The sequence below is a fragment of the Jiangella gansuensis DSM 44835 genome, from assembly GCF_000515395.1.
In the GTDB taxonomy this organism is placed as follows: Bacteria; Actinomycetota; Actinomycetes; order Jiangellales; family Jiangellaceae; genus Jiangella; species Jiangella gansuensis.
In genome coordinates, this window is sequence record NZ_KI911782.1 from 4435809 (window position 1) to 4450291 (window position 14483).

The following is a 14483-nucleotide window of genomic DNA, read 5'->3' on the forward strand; positions in this document are numbered from 1 at the left end:
CTCCCGGCATGTCGCAGATCACTCAGCGGCGTGAACGCAAGCCGTCAACGATGACTGGTCGCCAAGTCTACGCCGCTGCGCGTTGCGCAGCAGCGCTGCGTAATACGCAGGGTCGGTCGACGGGGCGGGGCCGCTGCAGGCTTGCGCACGGTGGAGCGCAAACCTGCAGCGACGAACTCGGCCTGGTCGGCTACCCAGCCACTCGAAGGTCGATGGATGCTCCGGTGAGGCCGGACGCGGAGGCGCTCACCCTGACGCCGCCCGGCTCGTCCTGTGCCTGGAGGACTGCCAGCAGCCTGCCCTGGAAGGCGTTTCGCTCGGTCAGCCGGTAGGCCTGCCGATCGGACATGTTCCCGTTGTCCGATCCCAGGTACGTCACCGGACCGTTCACCGACCAGGTGACCCGGTTGTTGGCCGTGGGCACCACCAGCCCGTTGGCGTCCACGATCTCGGCGACAATGTGGGCCACATCGCGGCGGTCGGCGGTGATCTCGTCCCGATCCACGGAGAGCCGGACCGCCGCCGGCGCTGAGGTCGTGGAGATCTCAGTCGTCACCGCGACATCGTTGAGCTTGCGTCCTACGGCCCGGAGCGTGCCGGGCTCGTACGGGACGTCCCACGCGAGGCTCAGATCCGAGGTCGTGCGGGGCGTGCTCCGCTCGGGCGGGTAGTTGCCGTACGCCTCGATCATGCCGATCGCCGGGTGCCAGTATCCCTTGACCCCGAGCGACCGGCCGTTGAGGAACAACTCCACCGAGTCACAGTTCGAGTAGCACCGGACGGTGATGACCTGCCCCTCCGGGACGTTCTGGTTCCAGTGCGGAAAGATGTGGACCATCGGCTCCTCGGTCCACTGGCTCTGGTAGAAGTGGTAGCCGTTCTTCTTGAACCCGCACAGGTTGAGCACGCCTCCACTGAAGCCGCGACTGTTGGGGGAGGACGCCTCGCCGAGATAGTCGACACCGGTCCACATGAAGTCACCGGAGGCGTAGTCGCGCGTCGAGATGAACTTGTACTGGTTCTCGACGTCGACGCTGTGGTTCGTGGTGATGTTCCCGCTCTCGCTGCCGACCATGGGCTTGTGGCCCCACTTCTTGCGGTCGACTTCCATGTACAGGTGGGCGCGGTCGCGCCAGCGATTGCAGTAGTTGTATCCCACGATGTCCATCTCGGCGATGAACTCGTCGGTGGTCGCGGCTCCGGGTCGCTCGTGGCCCATCCGGTCGCACCCGACGGTCACCAACCTGGTGGGGTCCTCGCGGTGGAACACCTCGTTGAGCCGCCGTAGCGTGACATGCCCGTTCGGGTCTCCCTCCGGGGACTGGTCGGCGACCTCGTTGCCCGCACTCCACATCACCACAGACGGGTGGTTGCGGTCGCGGTGCACGACGTTGACCAGGTCGCGCTCGAACCACTCCTCGAAGTAGGCGCTGTAACCGTTCGGTGCCACCTGCGGCTTGGGGGCCTTCCACTCGTCGAAGACCTCGTTCATCACGAGGAAGCCCATGCGATCGAAGAGATCGAGGACCTCGGCGGCGAACGGGGTGTGGCCCGTCCGGATCGCGTTGCATCCCATCTCCTTGAGGATCTCCAGGCGGCGGACCCATACTCCCTCGGGCACCGCGGCACCCACCAGGCCGCCGTCGTGGTGGAGGTTGACACCGTTCATCTTGACCTGCTGGCCGTTGATCAGCAGGCCCCGGTCAGCGTCGAAGACGGCGGTCCGGATGCCGATCGGTGTGAGGTAGACGTCTGCAACGCCGAGCGCCTCTCCGCCGGGGCCCGGCCGGGTCCGGACCGTGCTCTTGATCGTGTACATCACCGGGTCGTCCACCGTCCACAGCGTGGGGCTGTCGACGTCGATCTGCTGGCGGAAGGTGTGGTCCGTTCCGTGCGGGATGGTCTTGGCCGACTCGACCGTCTCGACCGTGCGTCCGTCGGCGTCCACCAGGTCGGTCTGCAAGACGACTCGGAGGGGGCGGCTGCCCTCGTTCTGCACTCTGGTCCTGACCTGCAGCGTGGCCGCTTCCTCGGCGGCGTTCTCGACGATCACCTGAGTGCCCCATTGGCCGACATGGATGTCGTGCATCGTGGTCAGCCAGGTGTGCCGGTAGATCCCAGAGCCGGAGTACCACCGGCTGTTGGGCTGGCGGGAGTTGTCCACTCGTACAGCGATGACGTTGTCGCCGTCGACGAGATGCGGAGTCAGGTCGTAGGCGAACGGGACGTAGCCGTAGGGGCGGTGACCCAGCTGGTGCCCGTTGATCCAGACGGTGCTGTTCTGGTACACGCCGTCGAAGTCGACGACGAACCGTCGGCCGGCCCGCGAGTTCGGCACGGTGAAACGCTTGCGATACCAGCCGATGCCGGTCGGCACCCAGCCACCCGGCCCCCCGGACGGCTCGCTGGGGCTCAAGGGCCCCTCGATGCTCCAGTCATGCGGAAGGTCGACGTGCTGCCAGCCGGCATCGTCGAACGCCGGGTCCTGGGCGCCCTCCTGATCTCCGCGGACGAACTGCCAGCCGAAGTCGAAGGTGGCACGGTGGCGACCCTCCTGCGTAGCCTCGTCCGTCGCGTGTGCGACCGAGGCGCCGGCGATCTGCGGACCGACACCGGCCGCGAGGAGGCCCAAGCCGAGGCCTGCCCCTCCTCTGAGCAACTCGCGCCGTGTCGCGCCCTCGGTGGCCACTGTCTGATCGCTCATGAATCCACTTCCTTCGCTCGATCCGGACTGGATGACGTGCGCGTGATGGCGCGCCTTGGAGCAACCGCGTACGCGGCGATTTGGGGTTGGACGGGGACTGGCTCACATCGCTTCCGGGCCGTCCAACTGTCGGTGGATCGCCACCGGACTGAGGCGTGTCTTCCAAGTCCGTGGCCTACTGCGCTACGGCCGAGTCTTGGGAGACATGCCTAGAGCCCGGCGCACTGCCCCCTCTTCGGGCCAGTCGTGTTGTTGGCCGAACCGTTGTTCACCGGTGCCGGGTCATTGCCCGAACACGTCAGCGGGCCGGTGATCCGGTTGCCCGCGATCACGTTCCACCCCGACGCTCCTGTCACCGAGACCGGCCCCAGCACGGTGTTCGGCTCACAGCCGACCGCGGGGTTGCCCAGGGTTGTCGACGACGCGCCCTCGACGGTCAGCGGGCCGGTCACTCGAGTGCCGCAGACCACTACGACGCCGTCACCCTGCGACGTCACCGGACCCGTGATCTGTCCCTCGGACACGACGACCGACGCACCCGGACGGACCGTGACCGGCCCGGTGATCGCCGCCTGCTCGATGCAGGTGACGCCCGAGTCGATGGTCAGCGGGCCCAGGTGCCGCCCGGACACCGTCTCGTCGCACGTCGGTGCCACGTAGTCCTCGATCACCTCCACGAGCGCGATGACGTCGCCGAACTCGGTCGAGCCTGTGATAGTGACCTGGCCAGCCGTGTCTGTAGCGTCGCCAGCGACCTCGTCCCAGTCGACCGGGACCGAAGCCACCGACCCGTCGGCGGTGGTCAGCACCTGCACCGTTTCGGGCAGCACCGGCTGGTCGCCGACGAGCACCGTCCGGTAGAGGCGGTCCTCCACGACGTGTGTGGCGCGGCTCTTGTTGTAGATGTCGATCGAGCTGTGCGGTTCGAAGGTGTTCGGCATGCCGGGAACCGACCGGAACATCGACTGCCAGCTCGCCGGCTCCCAGGTGAGAACGCCCTTGCCCTGGTTGTTGATGATGTCGTTGTTGGCCTGGAAGACCCGCTGGATGGCATCGGCCTGGCCCTGGATCGTCCGCGGGTAGATCGCGTTCGGCATCGGCGCACCGCCACCGCCGGAGGCCGGATAGGACGTCTCTGCCACGACGAGATCGACCTGCGGGTATGCCGAGGCAATCGTGTGCAGGTTGAACACGAGCTGCTCCATCGTCCCGTGGTGCTCGGGGTAGTACGACTGCCCGATGACGTCGGGGAACACGCCGTGCTGGTCCTCCAGGCGGGAGAGAGTCTGGCTCCACATCTCCATCGCCTTCTCGATACCGCTGATCTCCTGGTTGCCCACGCCCGGGCCGACGACCGGGCCGATGCCGCCGCCGGTCAGCGAGTGGATCTCGACTCGCGTCTCCGGCGAGGCGTCCCGGACGGCACGGATACCGGCGGCCTGCAACTCGGCGAAACGGTCGAAGGCCTCCGAGTAGAGCTGCTGTTCCACCGGGTCGTCCGAGTTCATGTACGGCCACAGCAGACCTCCGCCGAGCTGTGACTGGTAGATCCCTGGATTGTTACGGAAGTAGGCAGGGTTCGCCCTCCCGATGACCGGGCCGGTGGTCATGCCGGTGGCTTCGCTACCCCACATGAAGCCGTTGTTGACCTCGTTGCCGATCGCCACCTTGTCCGGTGTCGTGCCCTGGTCGATGAGCTGGCGGATGTAGTCGTAGGTGTAGTCGTAGACCGCCTCCACCAGTTCGTCGAACGGTAGCTCGGCCCAGGCCCGCGGCTTGGGCTGCTTGCCCGGGTCGGCCCATGAGTCGGCATAGTGGAAGTCGATGCCCAGCTCGAGTCCCCGCTCCTTGATCCACTTCGCCGACTGGAGCGATCGCTCCGGGCCCTGGCGCGGGGGATGGACGAGGTTGCCGGAGGACTCGCTGCGGGGCTCGTTGAAGACCCGCAAGCGGACGAAGTCCATGCCCCGATCCTGGAGGACGTCGAGCAGGAACGGCCCGGCGCCGCGATCCTCGTCCAGCGGGTGAACCCAGTACGCGCGATTCTGGAAGTCGTCGATGTACGACAGGTCAGCACCCAGCACGACATCGTCGCGCAGGTAGTTGAAGGCACTGATCTCGCTCACGCCGATGGTCGCGCCTGGCGACGATCCGGTGATCGTGACTCGGAGGTAGCGGGCGCCCGGCTGCGTGAACAGCACGATCGAACCCCGGCCCGCCTCGGCATTGTTCGACCGGTCGGCGATCACTGTCCAGTGCTCGCGATGGTCCGACGCCTCGACCACGTATTGGTACACGGCGCCGGCGTCCGGGAAGACGACTTCGACCTTGCGGATGTTGTCGTAATGGCCCCCGAGATCGAGTGTCAGCCACTGATCGCCGGAGCCCTCGGCGGCCCACGCCGTCTGGGTGTCCTGGTCGATCGCCAGCCCGGCCGAGTCGGCGCCGCTGCTGGCCTCAACGGACGCCCAGAACCTCTCCGCGATATCGCTCTCGATCGGTTCGATCTGGACGTCACCAAACAGCGCTGTCGCCGGATTCACAGCGCCGAATAGCGTACCGCTGAACGCCAGGGTAATCGCTGCGGCGATGCTCACAATGGTGCGGATAGGGCGGTACGTCGCCATTGGACACTCCCTATGCGAGTCTCCATTGATCTCATGGAGTTTGAATGGATGACCGGGCTATGTGTCCTTCGGACAGAGCCCTTGTCGACCGTTGCAGGCCCGCTCCAACCTCAGGCCGCTGCTACCCGTGCCGCAGTCAGGTAGGGGCCGAGGCTGCGTATTGTGCAGTCACACTGCGCCATGTGCAGGGCAGTCTGGCTCACGGGGAAATTGCGTGTCAAGACTCGGGTCCAGGCCCGCGAGGTGACTGTCCGGCGAACGGCTTGGGTGGTCTGCCGTCATGGCGATGGCATGGTCGAGTCATTCCGCGAAGGTGACCGTGAGTGCGGTCCGGCTGCTTTCGGCCTGGTGAGGTGGCGTGCTCTGCGGCCTCCGGTGGCGGACAGGCGCCCGTGGCGAGTGCTTCGCAGCCGGCGCGGGCCGGGCCGATCTGCATCCGGTCGCCTTCGGCACGGTCCGACAAGGCGTCGCTGGCAGCCTTCGACGGCTCATCAGGCTCGACCGGCCGCAAGCCTCGCCCGGGCCAGGAGATCCGGTGCATTCGCGCTTGACGCCGGATGGGCCAGCATCCAGACTGGGACCGGTCACAGTGCTGAGGCGGTGCCGCAGCGGCGTCTCATGGCGTACCCCCAGAGTTGGCTTCGCGACGTGAAAGACAACCAAAGGAGGTTGTTGGATGGTGTTCCAGAGTCGACGCGATTTCATCAAAGCGTCCGGGAACGCGGCCGCTGCAGCGACATGATCCTCGGTACGTTCGTGGCGCCATGAATGCTGATCACTCAAGGCTTCGAAAACGCGCCGCATTTCGTGCGAAGCCGAGTGTGATCGGAGAACAGCTGCCTCCCACCGCCGGCGAGATCGCTGCCGTGGTCGGGTTCTTCAGCAATGAACGGACCTTGGCGACAGCAGGCGATCACGAGCCGTCACATCCTGCGCGAGAAGGTGTCGACCGTTCTGGTTGATGCGTGCTTGAACCCGTCTGTCCGCCGGCCTCGGGTGGACAACTCCGTACGACGGCGACGCCGGTTGTGCGTCGTCGACGACATGTAGATCACAGGAAGGTGCTCCGATGAACGACCGATCGTCGGCAGGCCGCCTCATCCCTCGCATGGGCCGCATGCAGCGCGCGACGGCCCTGGCAGGCGCCGCCGTGCTTCTCGCCGCTTGCGGCGGAGGTACGGCGGAGGACGCTGGTGAGGATGGTCCGATCGTGCTCGACTTCCCGACGTGGCAGGCGAATGAGCCGGGTCACGGCGACGCGCTGCGCGCCATCGTGGAGGAGTTCGAGAGTCGCCATGAAGGCGTCACCGTCAACATGTATCCAGTCAGCAACGAGGACTTCCAGAACCAGATCGTCACTCAGTTGTCCGCCGGTGACCCGCCGGACATCATCGCCTCGGGCAACCACTTCTATGCCTTCGCCGAAACCGGCCAGCTGGAACCGCTGAACGACCGGCTCGAAGACAGCGGCCTGCTGGACGAGTGGGAGGACTTCCAGCAAGAACGCGTGGTGGACGACCAGCACCTGGCTCTCACGATGCACGCTTTGACCCGGCTGCTGTACTTCAACGAGGACTACCTCGCCGCAGCCGGCGTCGACGCACCACCGACCTCGCCCTCCGAACTGGCCGACGCTGTGAAGGCGTTGGCCGGAAGCGTCGAAGAGGGAGTGTCTCCCTGGGGCGCCACGACAACCACACACTCCAACCTCTTCGGCGAAGTGACGGCCTTCATCGTCGGTATGGGCAGCCAGTGGATCACCGACGGCGAATGGAGCGTCACGGCGCCCGAAACCGTCGAAGCAGTGGAGCTCTACCGCGAACTGGCACGTCAGGCACCACCTGGTCTTGACGGTGGCGGCTACCGGCAGCTGCTCGCGGACGGGCGGATCGCCATGTCGCAGGACGGCAACTGGGTCATCTCGACCCTCGACGAGGTGTCGCCGGCCGATGTGCGACCGCAGTTGCAGGCCGCACCGCCGCCGTTCGAGAACTCGTTGGCGCTCGTCGGCACATCCTTGTCGATACCGGCCGGGATCAGCGAGGAACGCAAGGATCTCGTGTGGGACTTCATCCAGGTCGCCGCCGAACCGGAGTTCCAGGGCATGTGGGCCGGAGCCATCGATGCCGCCCCGGGTCGCACCGGTTCGATCCCGCCGGAGCGCATCCAGGAACGTCCCGAGCTGGAGGTGGTCGCGCAGACCATCGAGAGCGCCCAGCCGGAGTTCCCCGACAGCGCCAACTTCCGCGCCAACTTCGGCGAGCCGAGACGCGGATCATCGACGCGATGATGCGCCTGCTGACGACCGACGCCGAGACCGTGGACGTGCTGACCGACCTCGAGTCGGAACTGTCGTCCGTCACCGAACCGTAGGCAACGGGCCTGGTGGGCGGCGCGCCGGTTCAGCCCACCAGGCCGTGCCCGACCGGCCGACAGGAGGAGATGTCATATGACGGTAGCTACCGATGACCGCCGAAGCGCCGGCACCCCAACCGGCAGACCGAGGCGGTCGCCGTGGCGCCCGTCGCTCTCGACGCGCAACAACCTGCTCTCGTATGTCTTGCTCGCGCCGTCGCTTGCGATGTCTCTTGTGTTCATCGCGTTCCCCATCTACATGATCGTGAATCTGAGCCTGCGCGACGGTAAGACGATGATCATGAGCGAGGTCGGGGACCTGCCGCTGACTCTGGGCAACTACGACGCGGTGCTGTCCGACCCGGATACCTGGCACTCGCTGCGGATCTCGGCAACGTACACGCTGGCCGCAGTGGCCGGAGCCATCATCATCGGGCTCACCACCGCGCTGCTGATCCGCCGGCGGCTGCCCGGCAGACGGTGGCTTCGAACACTGATTCTCATTCCGTGGCCGATCCCGGGATCGATCGCTACCGTGGCATTCGTCTGGATGCTCGACGGCACCTACGGCGTGGTCAACTACCTGCTGCGTCTCGTCGGCGTCATCGACGAGAACATCGCCTGGTTCTTCGACCCACAGACCGCGTTGATCGGCGTGCTGATGCCGACGGTGTGGAGCGCGTACCCGTTGTGCACTCTCATGCTCCTCGCATCGCTGCAGTCCGTGCCCGACGAACTGTACGAAGCGGCGAAGGTCGACGGTGCCGGCCCAGTGCTGCAGTTCCGTCACGTCACGTGGCCCGCGGTGCAGAACACGGCCGTGCTGGCGATGATCGTCACCGGGCTGTGGACCTTCACCACGTTCGACTTCGTGTACGCGATCACGCGCGGCGGTCCCGACGGTGCGACGCAGACATTGGCTGTGGCCATCTACAACCAGGCGTTCCGGTTCTTCGATCTCCCACACGCGTCCGCGCTCGGCGTGGTGACGATGGTGATGGCCGGCCTTGTGCTGCTGGCACTGTTCCCCGTCGTCCGCCGGCGCTTTTTCTAATGAACCGCCACCGTGCGTGGCTTCGAGGTGATGCACGTTATGAGTCGGAGTACGGTCCTTCGCTACGGACTGATCGTGGCGATCATCGTCGTGCTGCTCTTCCCCGTCTACTGGATGGCGCTGACGGCGGTGCTGCCCACCCGCGAGTTGCTGTCACCGTCGCCGCCGCTGATTCCCGACCTCGGTTCGATCAGCTTCGAGTCGTTCCGGCGCGTGTTCGAACTCCGGCCGGTCGGACGCTGGATGACCAACTCGGCCATCGTGACCGCCGGAACCGTGGTGTGCGCGGTCGTGCTGGCGACGATGGCGGGCTACAGCCTCTCCCGTCTGGCCTCGAAGATCGGGCTGGTCGTCGGATACAGCCTGTTCGCGGTCCGGCTGATCCCGACGACGCTCCTGGTCATTCCCTTGTTCATGATGTTCAGTCAGGTGGAGCTCAACAACACGCTGCGCAGCCTGATCATCGCGAACACCGTCGTCATCGTCCCCTTCGCGGCGTGGCTGATGAAGTCCTTCTTCGACTCGATCCCGGTCGAGCTGGAAGAGGCGGCGATGGTCGACGGGTGCTCGAGGTTGCGGTCCTTCCTGACGATCGTCCTCCCGCTGGCCAGGCCGGGCATCGGCGCGGTCGCGATCTTCTCCGGCATTCTGGCCTGGGGTGACTTCACCTTTGCTCGAACCCTCATCCAGGGTGACGCCGGCACCACCGTGACCGTAGGACTGGTGAGCTTCGTCGGGGAGTACACCGCCGACTGGGGAGCTCTCATGGCCGCGGGCCTGCTGTCGATCGCTCCCATGGTGATCTTGTTCATCCTGCTCGAGCCGCTGCTCATCAGCGGACTGACGAGCGGCTCCGTCAAGTGAGCGCCCGCCGTCGCCGCCCCTGCCGTTTCTCGCCCCATCACAGCGACAAGGAGCTCTGACCACGTGGCACCAGTAGGGACGTCCCGCCGCCTGCGCAGCAACCGGTACTACGGCGGCTACAACCAGCAGGCGTTGGTCCGCAACGGGCACATGCAGGCTCTCGGGTTCCCCGACGGCCTGTTGCGGTCGGGGAAGCCACTGATCGGCATCGCCAACAGCCAGTCGGACCTCAACCCGTGCAACGCCCACCTCGGCGACGTCGCCGAGGCCGTCAAGCGGGGGGTCTGGGAAGCCGGTGGCGTGCCCGTCGTGTTCCCCACGATCAGCCTCGGCGAGGCGAACATGCTTCCGACCACCATGCTGTTCCGCAACCTCATGAGCATGGACGTGGAGGAGACGCTGCGTGCCAACCCGGTCGACGGGGTGGTGCTGCTGGGAGGATGCGACAAGACGACGCCGGCGCAGCTCATGGGCGCCGCCAGCGTGGATCTCCCGTCCTTGGTGCTCACCGGCGGGCCGATGCTGACCAGCCGGTTTCGCGGGCGGACGCTCGGCACGGGAACTGACGCCCGCAAGCTCGCCGACGAGGTGCGGGCGGGCCGGTTGGCGCCGGAGGAGTTCTTCGCCGCCGAGGGATGCTACGCGCGCAGCGCCGGCCATTGCATGGTGATGGGGACGGCATCGACCATGGCGAGCGTCGCCGAGGCGCTGGGCATGCAACTCCCCGGCACATCGTCGATCCCGGCGCCCGAGGCCGCCCGGAAGCAGGCGGCGCACCGGGCAGGCCGGCGCATCGTCGAGATGGTCCACGAGGATCTGAGGATGTCGCGGATCCTCACCCGCGGCGCCTTCGAGAACGCGGTGAAGGTGAACGCCGCGCTCAGCGGGTCGACGAACGCGGTGCTCCATCTGCTCGCCATCGCCGGCCGCATCGGTGTGCCGCTGGAACTGGACGACTTCGACCGGTGGATGCGCGACGTACCGTGGCTGGCCAACCTCCGCCCGGCCGGGCAGCACTACATGGAGGACTTCCACCACGCCGGCGGCCTGCCCGCACTGATGCGGCGGCTCGGGGACCACCTCGACACCAAGGCGCTGACCGTGACCGGCACGACGGTCGCGGAGAACGTGGCTGCGGCCGAGTGCTTCGACGACGACGTGATCCGGCCGATCGATCGGGCTCTGGGCGTCGGCGCGGGGACCGCCGTGTTACGTGGCAACCTCGCGCCTGACGGCGCCGTCATCAAACAGGCCGCCGCGAGCCCCGGGCTCATGCGCCACCGCGGACCCGCGCTCGTCTTCGACTCCATTCAGGAGTGCGAGGCGCGGATCCACGATCCGGACCTGGACGTCGACGAGAACACGGTCCTCGTGGTGCGCAACTGCGGACCGAAGGGATACCCCGGCATGCCCGAGGTCGCCAATCTCCCGATCCCGCGCAAGCTGCTGGAGCGGGGCGTGGACGACATGGTCCGCATCTCTGACGCGCGCATGAGCGGCACGGCGTACGGCACCGTCATCCTCCATGTGGCGCCCGAGGCTGCCGCCGGGGGTCAGCTCGCCCTCGTCGAGACCGGTGACGTCATCGTGCTCGACGTGCCAGCTCGGACCCTCTCGCTGGAGGTCGACGACGCCGAACTGCAGCGACGGCGCCAGGCGGCCGCGCCGCGGCCCCGGCGCTTCGAGCGCGGCTGGGCCCGGCTCTACGAGGACCACGTGCTGCAGGCCGATCGCGGTGCGGACCTCGACTTCCTCGTCGGCGGCAGCGGCGACGAGCCGCACGGCGGGGATCCGTACGCCACGCCGGACGAGGACGAACTGCTGCGCACCGACGCCGACCTCGCCGGGCGTCGGTCCACGGGATCGGAGGCCACTGCATGACGCCGGAGTTCCGCGGGGTGTACTCGGTCCTGGTCACCCCGTTCACCGAGACCGGACACCTCGACCTCGCCGCCCTGGAGCGTGTCGTCGACTTCTCCATCGGCGCCGGTGCACACGGACTCGTGACTCCCGTCGTCGTGAGCGAGTTCTTCACGCTGAACGACGACGAACGACGGGCCGTCGTGGAGACCGTGGTCACGGCCACTGCGGGACGCATCCCCGTTGTCGCCGGCGTATCGGCGCCGTCGATTCATGGGGCGGCGGAGCGTGCCGGGCACGCGGCTGAGGTGGGAGCGGACGCGGTCATCGCGGTACCGCCGTACGTGAAGCGTGCGTCATGGACCGAAACCGTCAGCTACTACGAGGCGATCGCGAACGCGAGCGACGGGCTTCCCGTGTTCGTGCAGAATGCCGACAACCCGTCGGGTACGCCGTTGTCGCCGGCTCAGCTGCTCGAACTGGCAGACCGCATCGAAGCGGTGTCCTGGATCAAGGAGGAGTCGGGTTTCTCCAGCCAGAAGATCTCGGCGGTTCTGGCGCAGGCCGGCACGAACGTGCGCGGAATCATGGGAGGAAAGGGCGCGAGGTACGCGCTCGACGAATTCCAGCGTGGCATCTGCGGCACGATGCCTGGCTGCGAGTTCACGGATCTACACGTCGCATTGTGGGATGCGCTCGACGGCGGCGACCACGATCGGGCGGATCATGCCTATCGGCTGTTACTCCCACTCGTCGAGATGGAGGACCAGTACGGCGGCGCGGCATTCTGCAAGGAAGTGCTCAGAATGCGCGGTGTTCTCACGAGCACATTCGTTCGGGAACCCGGCTCGCCTTCGCTGGATCGACAGGCGACGGATCTGTTGGCCCGCCACCTGCGTGTCGCCGAGGAGAACATCACCCGCTCGGGCAACCAAGCCGCCAAGCATGTGATCGACGTTTAGGTCACAAGGCTGCGCATCATGCAGTCGTGCTGGATGGTGCGCAGTCCGGATGTCAGGTTGATCGGCTCCACGAGAAGGCAGGAGAGCCTTATGAGTGAGAGGTCTGCGATGAGACGGACAGCTGCGCTGCTGGCTGTGTCGGTCGTGGCAAGTGCCTTGGTGTCCACTGCTGTGGGTGCACAGGCCGCTGCGCCGACAGAGCTGGAGCCAGTCGCTGTTCCCGGGGTCGGAACCGAGGTCTGGCTCTTCGACGAACGAGCGGCCTACGATTTCACGAAGCGTGAGCCCACCATCGCGCCACGCTATCTGGTCTATCCCGACAAGGCCGTCGACGCGGCGGGAGCGGCTGAGGTCATCGATGAGCTCGGGCTCGCGCCGCATCTGACCGAATACGCAACGCGTGCGTGGGTCATCAACCCGACGAACGGCGTCAGCTACGACGCCGAGGCGGATCTCGAGTCCTACTTCTCGCTGCTCAGCGAGCTCCCGCGGCAGGCCACCTGGCAGCACACCAACATGAAGGTGATCGGTATCGGCGAAGGCGCCACCTTCGTCAACAACGTCATCTCACAGAACTCGTGGTCGGTCGCCGGCATTTTCACTTACGGCGGGGCCATGAGTTCGACGGTGACGCCGCATGCGCCGATCCCGGCGTATATCCACGGGAACGCCGCCGCGGCGGAACGATATGTGTCGGCGAACCAAGCTGCCCCGGTGAGCACTCAGGACGGGGTCACCGTCTATGAGAATCCAGACGATCCCTTGGTCCGGGTCGTGGCTTCACCGGACGACGGCCAGAGCCTGGCGGAGGCGTTCTCGGCCGCATGGGACCATCTCCTGAGCCATAACTACCGCATCTACCTCGATGCCAACAATCCGGGGCGGGTCGATCCCTTCGTCACGCGCGAAGGATTCACGTTGTTCTCCTATCGACTCGACGATCTGGGTGTCCGGCAGACGCCGGTGACCGACTCGCTGGGGTCGAGTGGCGAGTACATGTGGCAGGAGTACATTCCCGATTCGGCGGCCGAAGCACCTGCGGGCACCTTGCCGCTGATTGTGCTCCTGCACGGTACGACCGACATGCCTCAGCACATCGCCGAGCGAGGAGGCTGGATCGAACAGGTCGCTGAGGTCGGCGCGATCATGGTCTCCGCTGAGAACCAGGGCACCCGATTCGGCTTCCGGGACTTCGATGCGGACTCGACCGAGCGGCTCGTCGAGCATCTCGCGGCGAAATACCCGCAGATCGACACCGGGCGCGTCTACGCATTCGGCTTCTCGCTCGGTGCCAGCCAGGCACAGTCATGGCCGCCCGCGAAGCGCGATCTCTTCGCCGCCGTGGCGGGCCTGGGAGCCCCCTTCGGAGGCGGCGACGCACAGATCGCTCAGGCCGCCGCGATCGCGGCGCCCAAGCACGAGGTGCCCTTCTACATGCTCCAGGGCGTGAACGACACCATCGGCCAGGTGCCGGTTTCCGCCAACCCACGCAGCGTCTACACGGCGGTGCGCGCCTACGGGGCGCTGAACGGGGTGGACGTGCCACAAGCGCCCGATCTCTCGATCAATCCCTTCTACGGCATCGCGCTGGACGATCAGCGATGGGACGAGATCGGCGCGAAGGACGCGCATGTCGGCACCCTCTCCAACGACCGCGGTGTCGTCATCAAACTGGCAGCGGTCGACGACCTCGCGCACGTGAACTACCCGTTGTCAGCGCCCGACATCTGGGACTTCTTCGACGACTACCGGCGCGACACCGCAACCGGAGAACTGCTCTTCGTCCCGAGCTTCGACAGGGTGCGGTGGCACTACGACCGAGCCGTTCGCGCCGGTCTGCTCACGGGAGATCGGGCCACCGAGATCCAGGAGGCGATCGACCGAGCCGAGCGGTTCATCGACGGACCGCGGCACAGTGCTGGCCTCGTCCAACTTCGGAACGCCGCTCGCGCGGCCGACCGGGCGGGAGCCGATGCGCTGGCCGACGCCCTGACGGAGCTGCGCCGGTCGCTGGCCTGAACGACCCCGGACTCCTCTCCCGCTTCACCAGGATGCCG

9 protein-coding genes are annotated in these 14483 nt (G+C 66.6%); 7 read left to right on the top strand and 2 right to left on the bottom strand.

What is annotated here, in order from left to right:
* Positions 1-190: 190 nt before the first annotated feature.
* Positions 191-2704, bottom strand: a complete 2514-nt coding sequence (locus JIAGA_RS31360; RefSeq protein ID WP_084469878.1) for a glycoside hydrolase family 2 TIM barrel-domain containing protein — start codon at positions 2702-2704, stop codon at positions 191-193.
* Positions 2705-2913: 209 nt separating this feature from the next.
* Complete coding sequence (locus JIAGA_RS0120800; protein ID WP_169738909.1) at positions 2914-5247, bottom strand: glycosyl hydrolase 53 family protein; 2334 nt, start codon at positions 5245-5247, stop codon at positions 2914-2916.
* A gap of 760 nt (positions 5248-6007) precedes the next feature.
* Here JIAGA_RS0120800 and JIAGA_RS36390 point away from each other — a divergent pair.
* The 7 genes from JIAGA_RS36390 to JIAGA_RS0120840 all read left to right on the top strand — a co-directional run bounded on the left by JIAGA_RS36390 (position 6008) and on the right by JIAGA_RS0120840 (position 14445).
* Positions 6008-6073, top strand: a complete 66-nt coding sequence (locus JIAGA_RS36390; RefSeq protein WP_084470405.1) for a twin-arginine translocation signal domain-containing protein — start codon at positions 6008-6010, stop codon at positions 6071-6073.
* 327 nt (positions 6074-6400) lie between these two features.
* Positions 6401-7621, top strand: coding sequence for an ABC transporter substrate-binding protein (locus JIAGA_RS0120805; RefSeq protein ID WP_084469881.1), 1221 nt, complete (start codon positions 6401-6403; stop codon positions 7619-7621).
* A 291-nt stretch (positions 7622-7912) separates the two neighbouring features.
* On the top strand, positions 7913-8740 hold the full coding sequence (locus JIAGA_RS31365; RefSeq protein ID WP_169738910.1) for a carbohydrate ABC transporter permease: 828 nt from the start codon (positions 7913-7915) through the stop codon (positions 8738-8740).
* A 39-nt stretch (positions 8741-8779) separates the two neighbouring features.
* The gene (locus JIAGA_RS0120820; RefSeq protein WP_026877145.1) at positions 8780-9604 is read left to right on the top strand and encodes a carbohydrate ABC transporter permease; all 825 of its coding nucleotides are present in this window, start codon (positions 8780-8782) and stop codon (positions 9602-9604) included.
* A gap of 63 nt (positions 9605-9667) precedes the next feature.
* Positions 9668-11485 (top strand): IlvD/Edd family dehydratase, encoded by a 1818-nt coding sequence (locus tag JIAGA_RS31370; RefSeq protein ID WP_084469886.1) that lies wholly within the window; start codon positions 9668-9670, stop codon positions 11483-11485.
* On the top strand, positions 11482-12426 hold the full coding sequence (locus JIAGA_RS31375) for a dihydrodipicolinate synthase family protein (protein ID WP_051426341.1): 945 nt from the start codon (positions 11482-11484) through the stop codon (positions 12424-12426). Before JIAGA_RS31370 ends, JIAGA_RS31375 begins: the two co-directional genes overlap by 4 nt.
* Before the next feature lie 159 nt (positions 12427-12585).
* Complete coding sequence (locus tag JIAGA_RS0120840) at positions 12586-14445, top strand: alpha/beta hydrolase family protein (protein ID WP_157553372.1); 1860 nt, start codon at positions 12586-12588, stop codon at positions 14443-14445.
* Positions 14446-14483 lie beyond the last annotated feature (38 nt).